We start from the raw sequence: 14,263 nt of genomic DNA, 5'->3' as shown, positions 1-14,263 counted from the left end.
CTACGGTACCCAGTCGACCCGCGGTTGGCAGATCGTGCGAGTCCCGTCGGGATGGTGTTCGGTGACGCCGCGTGCGTCGAGCCGTTCGAGCAGGGGAATGACGACTCGCCGGGTGCTGCCGAGCGCTTGTTTGGCCTGCGTGGGGGTGAACGGAGTGCCGCTGAGCGTCTTCGCGGCCTGGTCGAGGGCATCGGGCAGCAGCACGACGTTGTCAGCGATTTTGACCAGCGCACCGGTTCGCACGGCGGCGGCGAGTTCCTTCGGGCCGAGGCCGAGTTCACGGAGCCGATCCGCGTCGGGCGGGCGAAACGGTGTTTCCCGAAGATGCGCCACGACCTCGTCGACCGAGTGTTGGATACCGGCGGGGAGACGTTCGGAGGTGACGATGCGTCCTTCGTGGACCTTGAACCCCGCGCGCCGCGCGAAAGTTGCCGCGAGCGCGACGTTCGGCAGGCCCAGTCGTTGCCGGAGTGCCTCAAGCGGCATCGGGTTCAGCGGATCCCATTTGTCTACTTCGGACTTCACGGCAGCGGTCCGATCGGTGCCGATGTACCAGCCGTCGGTCAGTGGCACGTCAGGTTTCGGCAAACCGAGCCTTCTGAGGTCGTCCGGCCGGAGAAACCCCTTGTGCGTCAGGTGGAACGCGGTCAGATCGGTGGCGGAATCGAGGTCTGCTCCTCGTCTTCGGGCCTCGCCCCGGCGGGTCAGCGGTGGTGGATCGATGTCGAGCACGTCCGCACCGGCCGCGATCTCATGCCTGCCAGGGTCCCGCAACACCACGCGGTCGCCGATCCGCAGCGGCAACGGTGTTCGCAGCCGCAGCCGGGCCGCGTGCGTACCGAGTGGACGGACGTGCACAGGCACCGCTGCCGACCCGATGTGCAGGACCAGGTTCTGGGCAAGCTTCGAGGAAGTCAGCCGGACGTCCACCACAGTCGTTTCAGCCCACGCGTCAGGCGTGCGTAGCGCGTCGCCATGGCGGATCGCTGACCGCTCCACACCCCTCAAGTTCACGGCGATCCGGGCGACCGCGCTGACGCTTTGAGCCTGACGGCCCAGCGTGTGGATGCCTTTCACGTGTACGGTCCTGGACCCCACAACGAGTTCGTCGCCCAGCGAGATCGTTCCGGCCGCGAGTGTCCCGGTGACCACCGTTCCCGCGCCCTCGATGGTGAAACTGCGGTCGATCCACAGCCGCACGTCCGCTTCGGTGTCCGGCTCCGGCAGCCGCAGTCGCGCCAGTGCGGTGCGGAGTTCTTCGATCCCGTGCTCAGGACTCACGACCACCGACGGAAAATGGGGAATGTGGTGGCGCGCCTGGCGTAAGGCTGGCTCGGGATCCGCGAGGTCTGCTCGGGTGATCACCAAGATTCCGTGCCGCACCCGCAAAGCATCGAGGACAGCGAGGTGCTCGGCCGATTGCGGCATCCACCCGCCGTCCGCGGCGACCACGAACATCACCGCGGGCACTGGGCCGACACCGGCCATCATCGTGCCGACGAACCGCTCATGGCCCGGCACGTCGACGAACGCGAACTCGGTATCGCCGATCGTGGTCCACGCGAAGCCGAGACCGATCGTCAGGCCGCGCCTGCGTTCCTCCTCCCACCGGTCCGGTTGCATCCCGGTCAGCATGCGAACCAGTGTCGATTTGCCGTGATCCACGTGCCCGGCGGTTGCGATCACATGCATGCCAGGACCGCCGCGATCAGCTTCTCGTCGTCCTCGGGTGGCACGGTCCGCAGGTCGAGCAGGCAGCGGCCACGCTCGACGCGTCCGACCACCGGCAGCCGGGACCGCCGGAGCTTGGCCGCGAGGTGTTCCGGCAGGCTGATCGCCAGGCTCGGCAGTTCGACGCCGGGAGCGCCGCCACCGCCGATCACAGCGGTGGATTCGACGACCTCCGAACCGGGCAACCGCTTCTGGATCCCGCGAGCACGGTGAATGTCGACCTCGCTGTCCAAAGCGGACACAACCGGCGGCGGCGGGCCGTGCAGGGTGGCTTCCAGCGCCGCCAGGGTCAGTTTGTCCACCCTCAGCGCCCGGGCGGCGGGATGCCGGCGGAGTTTCTCGATCAGGTCGGCGTCGCCGAACAGCAGACCGGCCTGCGGGCCGCCCATGAGCTTGTCGCCGCTCGCTGTCACGAGGTTTGCCTTGGCGCGCAGCACAGTTGTGGCGTCCGGTTCGTCCGGGAGCAACGGATGTGGGCGCAACAGACCGGAACCGATGTCCATGACAAGCGGAACACCCAGTCCGGCAAGGGCGGACACCGGCACGTCCGCGGTGAAACCGCTGATCATGAAGTTGGACGGGTGCACCTTGAGCACGAAGCCCGTCTGCTCGGTCACGGCTTGCCGGTAGTCACGCAAGCTCGTCCGGTTTGTCGTGCCGACTTCACGCAGCCGGGCGCCGGTCGACGCGAGCAGTTCGGGAATCCGGAAGCCGTCGCCGATCTCGACCAGCTCACCCCGGCTGATCACGATCTCCTTGCCCGGCGCCAGAACCATGGCCGTGAGCAGCAGCGCGGCGGCGTTGTTGTTCACGATGTGCACGCCGCCCGCGTCCGGCACGGCCTGATGCAGTGCTTGGAGTGCGCCCCGGCCGCGCCGGGCCCGTTGGCCGGTCGCCAGGTCGAACTCGACGTCCGTGGTGCCCGCGGCCAGCGACAACGCGTCCCTGGCCGTCTGGGAAAGCGGTGCTCGGCCCAGATTGGTGTGCACGAGCACGCCGGTCGCGTTGATCACCGGCTGCATGCTGGTCGCGCTGACCGGCAGGCCGATGATCGCCTCGTCGATCACGCTTTCCGGCTCGATCTCGCCCGCGCGGGCCCGGTTCTGTGCGGCCAGCACGGACTTCTTCACCAGCGCCCGGCCGAGCAGGTCGATCGCCTTGGCCAGCCGGGGATCCGCCAGCACGGTGTCGGTGCCAGGGATGGCACGGCGCCGGTCGGTCATGGTCGTGGTCCAGGGTGGCGGAGGCGGACGGGAATCGAACCCGCCAGCGACAGGTCCTGCCGCTCGACGGTTTTGAAGACCGAGCCGGTCACCAGACCGGATACGCCTCCCTGGACCATGCCGTTCATCCTGCCAACATCCGCCGTGCTCGGCAGGATGAAGACATGACCAGGCTGACCCAGTACGCGCATGGCGGCGGCTGCGCGTGCAAGATCCCGCCGGGCGAGCTCGAACAGATCGTCGCAGGCCTGCATGGCTCAGGGGATGCCGAGCTCCTGGTCGGCGTGGACACCGGCGATGACGCGGCGGCTGTGCGGATCGCCGGGGGAGTGGCCCTGATCGCGACGACCGACTTCTTCACCCCAGTGGTGGACAATCCGTACGACTGGGGGCGGATCGCCGCGGCGAACGCGCTGTCGGACGTGTACGCGATGGGCGGACGCCCAGTGGTCGCGTTGAACTTGCTGTGCTGGCCGCGTGATGTCCTGCCGATGGAGTTGGCCCGTGAGGTGCTTCGAGGCGGGTTGGATGTGGCGTCCAAGGCGGGGTGTCATGTCGCCGGTGGGCACAGCGTCGACGATCCGGAACCCAAGTACGGCATGGCGGTCAGTGGACTGGCCGACCCGGAAAGGCTGCTGCGCAACGATGCTGGGGTAGCGGGAATGCCGTTGTCGCTGACCAAGCCCCTAGGCATTGGGGTGCTCAACTCGCGGCACAAGGCGACCAGCGACGTGTTCCCGCAAGCTGTCGAGGCGATGACGACCCTCAACCGTGATGCCTCGGAAGCGGCGTTGGCTGCGGGGATCAGGGCGGCCACGGATGTCACGGGCTTCGGCTTGCTGGGACATGCCTACAAACTCGCCCGGGCCAGCGGTGTCACGGCGGTGATCGACTCTTCCGCTGTGCCGTATCTCGAAGGTGCTCGTGAGGCACTGCGCGATGGGTACGTCAGCGGCGGCACCCGCCGTAACCTCGACTGGGTCCGGCCACACACTGATCTGTCCTCTGTGGACGAAGATGAGGCGCTGCTGCTGGCTGATGCGCAGACGTCAGGTGGACTGTTGCTGGCCGGGGAGATCCCTGGTGCTCCGGTCATCGGCGAACTGGTCCGTTCAGCGGAGTACGCCGTAGTCGTGCGCTGAGATCCGGCCTGTCGAGTCGTTATCGGTTGGTGTACGCGTCTTGCCGGGAGCGGGACGATCGCATGCATGGCTGAACGAACGATTCGCTTGAACGGTAAGCAGGTCTCGAGCCCATACCGGTCAGTGGGAACCGGTGAAGGCCAGGCCTCCGAGCAATTGTTGTACTGGCTGCGTGAACGACACGGCCAGCACGGCCCTCGTTTCGGTTGCGGCGTCTCACAATGCGGTGCGTGCACCGTGCTCGTCGACGGCAGTCCGGTGCGGTCGTGCACACGTCAACTGCACACCGTGCCGGACCATGCCGAAGTCCGGACATTGGATGGGCTGCGCGCGCACCCGTTGCAGCGCGCGTTCGTAGAGGTGCAAGCCGGGCAGTGCGCTTTCTGCGTCAACGGCATGGTGATGGGTGTGCTCGGCTGGCTTGAGACACGTATCGCCAGAGGAAACCGTGCTGTTCCTTCGGATGACGAGATCAAGGACTTCCTGTCCGGTGCTCTGCCGGAAAGCGACGACAACTACATCTGCCGGTGCGGCACGCACGTACGTATCGTCAGAGCTGTCTCCTTGGCGGCAAAGGAGATGCTCCGATGATCGGACGCCGTCGATTCCTCACCGGCGCGGTAGCCGTCGGTTTCACGCTCACGACAACCAGCGCCACTGCGCGTCCGTCCGGCCGGATCCGCGTGACCGTTGTCGGTGCGCCCGCTACGGCCACCGAGTCGTGGCTTGTCCTCACCGGCGAGAAAATAACCTTGTACAGCGGGAAAGTTGATCTGGGCACCGGCATCCGGACCGCGTTGACCCAGATCATGGTCGAGGAACTGCGCCTTGGTGTCGCGGACGTGGACTATGTCGAGGGCGACACCTTGCTCGCGGCTGGCCAAGGCGGGTCGGTCGGTTCGAAGAGTATCCAGAACGGCGGCGTCCAGCTGCGTCAAGCCGCAGCGACTGCGTTCGCCGAACTTCGGCGCCGTGCGGGCGTGTACTTCAACGTCGACCCGTCGCGCCTGCGTGCCGAACGCGGCGTGTTCCGGCTTGGCGAACGAACGGTCCGCTATTCACGCCTGTTGGCAAGCGAAGTCACGGTGCTGCCGCTCGATTCGAACGCGCCTCTGGTGCCGCCCGCCGAATATGTCGTCGTCGGGAAGCCTGTGCGGCGGATCGATCTGCCAGACAAGCTGACCGCGACTTTCCGTTATCTGCACGATGTTTCGTTGCCAGGGATGCTGCACGGCCGCGTGGTTCGCCCACCTGGCCGCAATTCCCGCGACCCGGTGATCGGCGACCTCGACCGGGTGCGTGCCATCGAGGGATTTGTCGACGTGGTTCGGCGCGACCGGTTCATCGGTGTGGTCGCGACCTCGGAATGGGCCGCGGCACGAGCCGCGGCGCCCGCCACCGGCGTCACCGTCGGCTGGACCTCCGGCCCTGACCTGATCCCGCAGGCGGATCTGCCTGTCGCGCTCAGGGATCCGGTCAACCACTACCGGACGGTCGTGGAAATCGAGGCGGATCTCGAACCGCTGTTCGCGGCCGGGCCGACCGTGCTGGAAGCGCAGTACTTCACGCCTTTCCATATGCACGGCGCGATGGGGCCCTCGGTGGCGGTCGCCGATGTCCGTGCGACACCCGACCCGGAAACGGGGATTCAGGTGACGATCTGGTCGAGTACGCAGAACGTCACCGAACTGCGTGGCACTCTCGCCCAGTTGCTGGGCCTCGACGCAGCGAAGATTCGTGTCATCTATACGGAATCGTCCGGCTGCTACGGCCACAATGGAGCCGACGACTGTGCTGCCGACGCGGCGTTGTTGTCACAAGCTGTCGGTCGGCCGGTGCGTGTGCAGTGGACGCGGCAGAATGAGCACGGCTGGGAACCCCTAGGTGGAGCACAGGCGCATGACATGAAAGGTGCGGTGGGCACCAACGGGATCACTGCTTGGTCGCACCTCAACTTCGCGCCGCCTGCCAACAGCAGGCCGTCCAGGACCAACGCGGGCACACTGCTGGCCGGTGCTCTGCTGGGCATGCTGCCCGCACCGCTGCCTGCCTCCTCAGTGAACTCGTCCGGTCGCAATGCGCCTGTCACGTATGGCTTTCCGCAACGTGTCGAAGCAAGGCTGGTGAAGAGCTTCGAAACCACCGGTCCGGACTCGGCGCAACCAGTGGCTCCGTTGACCTATCGGCTACCGCGGTCCACGGCTCTACGGTCACTCGGCGGGTTTTCCAACAGCTTTGCCAACGAGAGCTTCTTCGACGAGCTGGCCCACGCCGCTGGGCATGATCCGCTGGAGCTGAGGATCAAGTCCTTGCCCGATCCACGCGCTGTCGCGGTGTGTGAGGCGTTGCGAGACGCGTGGCGTAATCGGCCGTCCGGCCGCGGAATCGGCGCGGGAGTGGCGTTCCAGCAGTACGAGGTCGAGAACGCCTACGTGGCCACGTACGTCGAGGTCCGGGTGGACATGGAAACCGGGCAGGTGCGCGTGACCCGGGTTGTGGTCGCGCACGACTGCGGTTTGATCGTCAACCCGGATGGACTGCGCAACCAGATCGAGGGCAATGTCGTGCAAGGGATCAGCCGGACCTTGAAGGAGGAGGTCAAGTACACCGCGGACCGGATCACGTCGGTGGTCTGGCAGAGCAGCCAGTTCAACCCCGGGCCGCAGTACGAGGTGCTGCGGTTCAACGAGGTGCCGGTGATCGAGACGATTCTGATCAACCGCGTGGACCAGCCGGCGCTCGGTGCGGGCGAACCGGCCATCGGCCCGATGCCCGGCGCGATCGGCAACGCCGTGTTCGCGGCTACCGGCAAGCGGATCCGGGCGTTGCCGTTCACCGCCGAACGGGTCAAGGCCGCGTTGTAGGGCTGTTCTGCACGGCCCATTCGGCGAGCGCGGACAAGGGCACAAGCAGGCTTTGCCCCAGCGGCGTGAGGCTGTACTCGACGCTCGGCGGGATGCTCGGGAACACCTCACGCCGCACCAGGCCGTCCTCCTCCAGCATGCGCAGTGTGCGGGTGAGCATGCGCTGGCTGATGCCCTCGATCGACCGGTGCAACTCGTTGTACCGGTAAGCACGTTTTCCCAGCATGATCACGACCAACATGCTCCATTTGTCGCCGATCCGCTGGAACAAACCATTCACCGGGCAGACCGCGAGCTCATCCTGCGGTACGGGGTTCGGCAGATCGTGCGCGAGGACGGCAGGCACATCGGTGTTCGTACCGGACATCAAACTGCCTTCTTTCGCTCGTTGTCACCTGCTGCGCACGATGGACGCACCATTCCAGCTTAGGAGGAAGCGTGCGCAAGACCGTGGTGATCAGTGGCGGGACCGACGGCATGGGTCGGGCGACCGCACTCGAACGGCTCGCACGCGGTGATCGTGTCATCGTGATCGGCAGCAATCCGGCCAAAGCCGTCGAGGGCGCGCAGTTCTTGCAGGCGGATCTCTCGTCGGTCAAGGAGGTTCTCCGGGTCGCTGCCGAAATCACCGGCCCGATCGACGCGCTGGCGCTGTTCGCCAACCGGACGCAATCCAGGCGGGTGGAGACACCGGAAGGTCTGGAGTACACGTTCGCGCTGTACTACCTGAGCCGATATCTGCTGGGGGAGTTGCTGCTTCCGCAGCTGGAGGCAAGCCCACAGCCCGTGATCATCAACGTCGCGGGAGTCGGTACGAAGGTCGGGCGGATCAACTGGGACGACATGCAGCTGCAACGCAAGTACGGCCTGGTGAAGGCGCAGTTGCAGGCCGGGCGGGCGAACGACTTGCTGGGGGTGTCGTTCGCCGCGCAGGGCCGTCGGACTCGGTATGTGCACTACCACCCTGGGTTCACGCGCAGCGGCAGCCAGAATGTGGTGATCAAGCTGCTGGCCAAGTTCTTCGCCCGGCCAGTGGCGCAGTCCGTGCGGCCGATCGTCGAGTGGATCTCCGCGCCGCCCGCGCAGCCGCTGACGGCTATCGATCGAGGGAAGGATGTCCCGCTGGCACTGAAGACGTTGTCGCCGCGCGACGCCGCTCGCCTCGACGCGTATACCAAAGGGTTAGCAGCGCTGGCAGACCTGAACTGAAGATCGTCGCTGCCTGCACGTCGAGCAGCACGGTGAGGCTCCACGCGTCGGCAAGCGGCCCGGCCACCAGCATCCCGATGGCCTGGCACAGCGCCATCATCGCCATGGCCGAGGCCAGCACCCGGCCCGATTTCTCCGGCATACCGGCCGTCTGCAGGACCGTGATCGACCCGGACATGACAAAGACGCTGGGTGCGCCGGTGATCCCGAAGAGGACAAAGTAGACCGGCAGGTCGGTGGTCAGTGCGGGCATGTGCCAGATCGTGAACGTCATGACGCCGACACCGATCGCACCGACCGCGCACATGGTCTCCGGCGCCATCCGGCGCACCAGGGACGCGCCGATCACCAACCCGGCGGCGAGCCCGCCGATCGCCTGAATTCCCCGTAACAGGCCGACTTCGGCCTCACCACCGCCGAGCGGGCCGGTCACGAAGACCACGAACAGAACGAGGAACATGCCCTGCGCCAACGCGCCCAGCACCAACATCACGCCGATGCGCCGCAACCGCGGCTCCCGCCGGAACTCCGTGAGCCCGTCCAACCACGCCCGCCACATCGGGTGCCGTAACTCGGGTTCAGCGGCCACCTTGAACTTCTTGAGCAGCAAGATGGTTGCTCCGAGCAGGAATCCTAGGTAACTGACGACCACAGCAGACAGGCCGCCGGTTGCGAGCACGATGCCGCCGAGTGAGCTGCCAAGCAGACGTGCGCCGCTGCTGTTGAAGCCCATCCACCCGTTCGCCGACATGATTTTCTCTGGGGTGACGACCTGCGGCACCAATGCGGCCCGCGCGGGCTCGAACAAGGTGGCGGCCGCGGACTGGCTGACCATCACGACGTAGATCAACCAAGCGGAGTCCGCGAGCAGCAACGGAATCGCGGTCACCGCTTGACCAACGCAGACGATCCACAATGTCCTGCCACGATCCCACCGATCGGCCACAAACCCGGCGAGGGGACTGAGCGCGATCATCGGCAGCAAGCCGGCGACCATGGCCAACGCGGTCGAACTGGCGGACCCGGTCGCCTGGTAGATGAAGACGGGCAGGGCGATCTGAAGCATCCACTCGGCGCATTCGGAGAACAGGCTCGCGAGCCACAGCCGAGCGAATGCCCTGGTCATGAGCTGGGCTTTCCGTCGGCCTCGATCCGGGGGAACGCACGCACGCTCGTGTGCACCGGCCGCGCATCGGGCGGCGCGTCGGTCCGGATCGTCGCCACGTATGGCCTGATCAACGCGTCGATGGCCGCGGTGAGTTCGGCGAGTTCCGTCGCACTGATCCGCAACGCGTACGTGCTTATCCCGGACACTTGCTGCCACTCGGGCTCAATCAGGTCGATGGAGTCGGCGAAGCGTTGCGTCAACACTTGATCGTTGGCCGTGTTCGCACCCCACGCCGCAAGCTGCGCGGCCTGAGTCACCGGATCAGTGCTGAACTCCCCAAGATCAAGCCCAACCTGAGTGGCACGCCACGGCTTGTCGCGGGCGTTGTCGCCGTCCGCGCGTTCGACCAGCCCCCAGCTCGCCAGTTGCCGAAGGTGCCAGCTGCAGTTCGACGCCGTCGACCCCACCGCGGTCGCGCACTCGCTCGCCGTCCTCGGCCCCACGGACATCAGGTAGTTCAGCAGCTCAGCACGCAGAGGATGTGCCAAGGCCCGCATCAGCTCGACGTCCCGGACCCGCATCCGGGCAGGCAGGTCGGTCATCACACACCTCACTTGAAAGAGTCCTTTCGAAAGGATGCTTTCAAGTCTGCGGTGATGTCAAGGGAAGACCGGTTACGGCACGCCGAGCAGGCGAAGAACGGCAGCGGTGCCCGCGGCGGCGATGACGACGATGACGAACGGAGCCTTGCGCCACGCCAGAACGCCGCCGACAAGAACACCCGTCGGACGGGCGTAACCCGCGAACTCCTGGCCCTCGATCAAGGCCGAAACCGCGACCAGCGCCGAGAAAAGCACGGCCACGCCGACCATCATCAACTTCTCGACCCGCGGTGAGATCTCGACCCGGGCACGCAGCGTCGGACCGGCGAGGCGAAACGCGAACGTGCCCACGCCGAGCAGCACCACGGCGACGACCAGCGTCATCATGTCGCCACCTTCCGCTTGCCGAGGCTCGCGAGAACGCCCGCCAGCGCGAGCAGTATGGGCACGCCTGGGGTTAAGAACGGCGCGGTAGCCAACGCGATGACCACGCCAACGGCCGCCGCGCGCTGCGTAGGTCCGTCGTTCAGTGAGGGCAGGACCAGTGCCAGTAAGACCGCGGGGAAGGCGGCGTCCAACCCGAAGGCGTCTGTGTCACTGATGACCGTTCCGCCGAACGCTCCGAGTAGGGTGCCGATATTCCAGCAGAGGAACAGGCCGATGCCACATGTCCAGAACGCGGCTCGTCGCTGCCTTGGGTCTTGCTGGGCAACGGTGAACGCAGCGTTCTCGTCGGTGGTGATGTGGGCGCCGAGCAGGCGAGCGCCCCAGCCTTTGCCGATCACGTCGCCGACCGCGAAGCTCAGCGGGAGCAGGCGGGTGTTCACCAGCAGGCCGGTGATCACGGCCGCGATCGGGTTGCCGCCCGAGGCGATGATGGCCACGAACATGAACTGGGCGGCGCCGGCGAACACGACCACCGACATGAGCATCGGCAGCCATACCGGCAGGCCTGAGCTGACCGTGATCGCGCCGAACGACGCACCCACGAACGCGCAGGCCACACAGACCAGCGCGATGTCTCGCGCCAGTTCTCGATCCAGGGTTCTCCATAACGAACGCATCGACCGTTATGCTGGACGCTGGGTGAAACGTTTGTCAAGACGAACGCACGTACCGATGGAGCGAACGATGGCTCAGTCCCCGGCCCAACTCTCGGTGATCTCCGTAATCGCGGCGTCCCTGCAACGCGAACGCCGCCGCGCGGGCCTGTCGCTCGCCGAGCTCGCGCGCCGGGCCGGAGTCGCGAAGTCGACGTTGTCCCAACTGGAGTCCGGCACCGGCAACCCCAGCGTCGAGACACTCTGGGCACTGTGCGTGGCGCTCGACGTGACGTTCGCCCAGATCGTCGAACCACCGGAACCGAAGGTCCACGTGATCCGCGCCGCCGAAGGCCCGACCATCGCCTCCGAGCACGCCGACTACGTCGCCAAGGTCCTGTCAGCCTGTCCGCCGAACGCCCGACGCGACCTGTACCTCGTCACCGCACAACCAGGAACCGCCCGCGAGTCGGACCCGCATCGCGCGGGCACGTACGAGCACGTCGTACTCAGCACCGGCCGCGCACTTGCCGGTGTCTTGGAGAACCCCGTGGAAATCGGGCCGGGCGACTACGTCGGTTACCCCGGCGACGTACCGCACATCTTCAAAGCCCTCGAACCTGACACCGTCGCAGTGATGGTGTCCGAACACGTGTGAGTTGTGCTCAAGGGCAAAATGACAACCATGAGCACGATTGACTGGGGAACAGGGTCCTACGAGAGGGTCGCCCCGCAACTATTGCCTGCCGCGCATGCGGCCATCGCCGCGGCTGACCCGCAGCCGGGGCAACGGGTGGTGGACGTCGGCTGCGGGACTGGTAACGCTGCTTTGCTTGCCGCGCAACGGCCTGGTGTCCGCGTGACCGGTGTGGACCCGGCGCGGCGGCTGCTGGATCTGGCGCGTGCCAAGGCTGCCGAGCAGGGCCACGATGTGACCTTTGTGTCCGGTGACGCCGCGAACATGCCGTTGCCGGATGGCTGTGCTGACGTTGTGCTGTCGGTGTTCGCGGTGATTTTCGCGCCGGATGCCGCGGCTTCGGCTGCTGAGCTTGCCCGGATCACCGCGCCGGACGGCAAGATCGTGCTGACCGCGTGGCTGCCTGAAGGTGCTGGGGTCGAGGCTATGCGGGTGATCATCGGCGAAGTCGGCCGGATCACCGGGCAGGCCTCGTCGGCCATGCCTTTCCAGTGGCACGAACGGGACCAGGTGCAGGAGCTGTTCGGGACGTACGGTTTCGACGTCGCGGTCCACCAGCACGAGCTGGCCTTCACCGCTGAGTCGCCCGAGGACTACTGGGACTTGTCCTACGCGGACCATCCGTTGGTGCTGTCGGTCCAGCCGTTGTTGGTGGAGCACGGTGTGATGGACGAGGTGCGCGACCGTGTCATCGAGGTGTTCCGGGCTGCCAACGAGGACCCGGCGGCGTTCCGGTTGACGTGGCGTTATGTGGTGATCTCCGCGCAGCGCTGACGTGCTAACCTTTTACGCTGTAATGGGTTAGGAGTTGGTGAGTGGTCGTCTACGCGGGTCAGGGCGAGGTCAAGCGGACCATGGCCTTGTTGTGGCGAGTGCCGAAGGACAAGGTCAGCCCCGGGCCGAAGCAAGCGTTGACCGTCGACGAGATCGTCGACGCGGCGATCTCGCTCGCTGACGCCGAGGGCATGCACGCGGTCTCCATGCGCACGGTCGGCAAATTGCTCGGTCGCAGCGGAATGGCGCTGTACACGTACGTCCCGAGCAAGAGCGAGCTCGTCGACCTGATGTACGACCGTGCGCTCGGCGAACTGCCGAGCGAATACGACCTGTCCGAGGGGTGGCGGTCCGCGGTTGTCGCGTGGGCCGACGACTACTGGGCCTTCTTGCTCAGGCACCCGTGGGTATTGCAGGTCTCCACGGCCCGTCCGGTGTTGGGGCCCAACGAATTCGCGTCCATCGACACGCTCGTGCGGTTGCTCGACGGCATCGGACTGCCTGCGCTCAAGCAACGCCGGTCTGTCGGGACGTTGGCCAACTTCGTGCGCGGCGCCGCGCAGATGATCGCCGAAACCCGGCAAGCCCCTGGCGCGACAGGGGTTTCCGACGACGACTGGTGGTATGCCCGTTCCGCCGCGCTCCAGGAGATCGTGCCGGATCTGGACGAACGGTTTCCCTCAGTGGCCCGGGTCGAGGCCGAGGGCGCCACACCGGCCGAGCAGTGTGACGAAACGCCTTACCTCGAACGAGAAGCCAGGGAGACGTTCAAGGCCGGTCTCGTGGTGATCCTCGACGGCATCGAAGCCGCCATCACGAAGGAAGCGGCGACCGCCGCGGATTCTCCTGGTACCACTTGACCGTCCAGGAATATCGTGCGGCATGAGCATCTCCGTGATCGACATGCGGGCTGAGCCGGCGAAGGTGGCGGCCGAGATCGGCGAGGCCTGCCGGACGCACGGTTTCTTCTACATCACCGGCCACGGCGTCGACGAGGACTTGCAGGCGCGGCTCGAGCAGCAGAGCCGGGAATTCTTCGCGAAGGACGTCGAGGACAAGATGCGGATCCGGATGCGACTCGGCGGCCGGGCCTGGCGCGGGTACTTCCCGGTCGGCGACGAGCTCACATCGGACAAACCGGATCGCAAGGAAGGTCTGTACTTCGGCGCCGAACTCCCGCCGAGCGACCGCCCGCTGCACGGTCCGAACCTGTTCCCGGACGAGGACTTCCGTCAGACCGTCCTCGCCTACATGGACGCGCTGACCAACGTCGGCCACGCACTGATGCGCGGGATCGCACTGAGCCTCGATCTGGACAGCGAGTATTTCGCTGAGCGGTACACGCGCGACCCGCTGATCCTGTTCCGGATCTTCAACTACCCGCCGGGCGGTGACGAGGCGTGGGGCGTCGGCGAGCACACCGACTACGGTCTGCTCACCATCCTCAAACAGGACCACCACGGCGGGTTGCAGGTGAAGTCCCAGGACACGTGGATCGATGCCGAGCCCATCCCGGGCACGTTCGTCTGCAACATCGGCGACATGCTCGACCGGCTCACTGGTGGGCTGTACCGCTCAACACCGCACCGGGTCGTCGGCACACGTGACCACGACCGGCTGTCCTGGCCGTTCTTCTTCGACCCGAACTTCGACGCCGATGTCCGAGCTGTCGGACAACGCGTCCTCTCGACAGAGCCGCGCTGGGACGGCGCCAACGTGCACGACTTCGAAGGCACGTATGGCGACTACCTCATGGCCAAGGTCGCGAAGGTGTTTCCGCAGCTGACCGAGAAAGTTCAAGATTTTCCACGCTGACATGTCGATCCGCGGCTGCCCGCTTCGACGTCTGAGTAGAGACACCGGAAAGGGGAAC

The 14,263-nt window shown here is 66.1% G+C and carries 15 protein-coding genes and 1 tRNA gene; 8 read left to right on the top strand and 8 right to left on the bottom strand.

Annotated features, from left to right (window positions below):
* The 3 genes from selB to B9C43_RS33795 form a co-directional block, all read right to left on the bottom strand.
* On the bottom strand, window positions 1-1,692 hold the full coding sequence (gene selB, locus B9C43_RS33805) for a selenocysteine-specific translation elongation factor (protein ID WP_084430861.1): 1,692 nt from the start codon (window positions 1,690-1,692) through the stop codon (window positions 1-3).
* Window positions 1,683-2,954, bottom strand: coding sequence for an L-seryl-tRNA(Sec) selenium transferase (gene selA, locus B9C43_RS33800; protein WP_084430860.1), 1,272 nt, complete (start codon window positions 2,952-2,954; stop codon window positions 1,683-1,685). The genes selB and selA overlap by 10 nt, the downstream gene beginning before the upstream one ends.
* 15 nt (window positions 2,955-2,969) lie before the next feature.
* Window positions 2,970-3,064: transfer RNA gene (locus B9C43_RS33795), tRNA-Sec, on the bottom strand.
* 54 nt (window positions 3,065-3,118) lie between these two features.
* Here B9C43_RS33795 and selD point away from each other — a divergent pair.
* From selD to B9C43_RS33780, 3 genes are all read left to right on the top strand, one after another.
* A complete protein-coding gene (gene selD, locus B9C43_RS33790; RefSeq protein WP_084430859.1) occupies window positions 3,119-4,096 on the top strand; it encodes a selenide, water dikinase SelD in 978 nt (325 codons plus the stop codon).
* Window positions 4,097-4,162: 66 nt separating this feature from the next.
* Window positions 4,163-4,687 carry a (2Fe-2S)-binding protein gene (locus tag B9C43_RS33785; protein ID WP_084430858.1) on the top strand — a complete coding sequence of 175 codons (525 nt, stop codon included), beginning with the start codon at window positions 4,163-4,165 and terminating at the stop codon, window positions 4,685-4,687.
* A complete protein-coding gene (locus tag B9C43_RS33780) occupies window positions 4,684-6,960 on the top strand; it encodes a xanthine dehydrogenase family protein molybdopterin-binding subunit (RefSeq protein ID WP_084430857.1) in 2,277 nt (758 codons plus the stop codon). Before B9C43_RS33785 ends, B9C43_RS33780 begins: the two co-directional genes overlap by 4 nt.
* Here B9C43_RS33780 and B9C43_RS33775 read toward each other — a convergent pair.
* A complete protein-coding gene (locus B9C43_RS33775) occupies window positions 6,944-7,327 on the bottom strand; it encodes a winged helix-turn-helix transcriptional regulator (protein WP_084430856.1) in 384 nt (127 codons plus the stop codon). The two genes, B9C43_RS33780 and B9C43_RS33775, sit on opposite strands and share 17 nt — an antisense overlap.
* 71 nt (window positions 7,328-7,398) lie before the next feature.
* On the opposite strand from B9C43_RS33775, the gene B9C43_RS33770 reads away from it, so the two are divergent.
* Window positions 7,399-8,169, top strand: a complete 771-nt coding sequence (locus tag B9C43_RS33770; protein WP_200825812.1) for an SDR family NAD(P)-dependent oxidoreductase — start codon at window positions 7,399-7,401, stop codon at window positions 8,167-8,169.
* Here B9C43_RS33770 and B9C43_RS33765 read toward each other — a convergent pair.
* The 4 genes from B9C43_RS33765 to B9C43_RS33750 form a co-directional block, all read right to left on the bottom strand.
* Complete coding sequence (locus B9C43_RS33765; protein WP_084430855.1) at window positions 8,057-9,295, bottom strand: MFS transporter; 1,239 nt, start codon at window positions 9,293-9,295, stop codon at window positions 8,057-8,059. The genes B9C43_RS33770 and B9C43_RS33765 overlap by 113 nt on opposite strands.
* Window positions 9,292-9,879: an ArsR/SmtB family transcription factor gene (locus B9C43_RS33760; RefSeq protein ID WP_084430854.1), complete on the bottom strand. Its 588-nt coding sequence runs from the start codon at window positions 9,877-9,879 to the stop codon at window positions 9,292-9,294. The genes B9C43_RS33765 and B9C43_RS33760 overlap by 4 nt, the downstream gene beginning before the upstream one ends.
* A 72-nt stretch (window positions 9,880-9,951) precedes the next feature.
* Entirely contained in the window at window positions 9,952-10,266 is a 315-nt protein-coding gene (locus tag B9C43_RS33755) for an AzlD domain-containing protein (RefSeq protein WP_084430853.1), read from the bottom strand.
* Window positions 10,263-10,943, bottom strand: a complete 681-nt coding sequence (locus B9C43_RS33750; RefSeq protein ID WP_084430852.1) for an AzlC family ABC transporter permease — start codon at window positions 10,941-10,943, stop codon at window positions 10,263-10,265. The genes B9C43_RS33755 and B9C43_RS33750 overlap by 4 nt, the downstream gene beginning before the upstream one ends.
* 67 nt (window positions 10,944-11,010) lie before the next feature.
* Here B9C43_RS33750 and B9C43_RS33745 point away from each other — a divergent pair, with 67 nt between their 5' ends.
* From B9C43_RS33745 to B9C43_RS33730, 4 genes are read left to right on the top strand one after another with little or no spacing between them, the layout of a single operon-like run.
* Entirely contained in the window at window positions 11,011-11,577 is a 567-nt protein-coding gene (locus B9C43_RS33745; protein WP_033388128.1) for a helix-turn-helix domain-containing protein, read from the top strand.
* A gap of 27 nt (window positions 11,578-11,604) precedes the next feature.
* Window positions 11,605-12,390, top strand: coding sequence for a class I SAM-dependent methyltransferase (locus tag B9C43_RS33740; RefSeq protein WP_160096865.1), 786 nt, complete (start codon window positions 11,605-11,607; stop codon window positions 12,388-12,390).
* A gap of 41 nt (window positions 12,391-12,431) precedes the next feature.
* Complete coding sequence (locus B9C43_RS33735) at window positions 12,432-13,250, top strand: TetR/AcrR family transcriptional regulator (protein ID WP_033388124.1); 819 nt, start codon at window positions 12,432-12,434, stop codon at window positions 13,248-13,250.
* Window positions 13,251-13,272: 22 nt separating this feature from the next.
* Window positions 13,273-14,205, top strand: coding sequence for an isopenicillin N synthase family dioxygenase (locus B9C43_RS33730; RefSeq protein ID WP_084430850.1), 933 nt, complete (start codon window positions 13,273-13,275; stop codon window positions 14,203-14,205).
* Window positions 14,206-14,263 lie beyond the last annotated feature (58 nt).

Origin of the sequence: Kibdelosporangium aridum (genome assembly GCF_900176515.1) — a bacterium.
GTDB lineage: Bacteria > Actinomycetota > Actinomycetes > Mycobacteriales > Pseudonocardiaceae > Kibdelosporangium > Kibdelosporangium aridum.
This window is presented reverse-complemented; position numbering and strand designations above follow the sequence as displayed.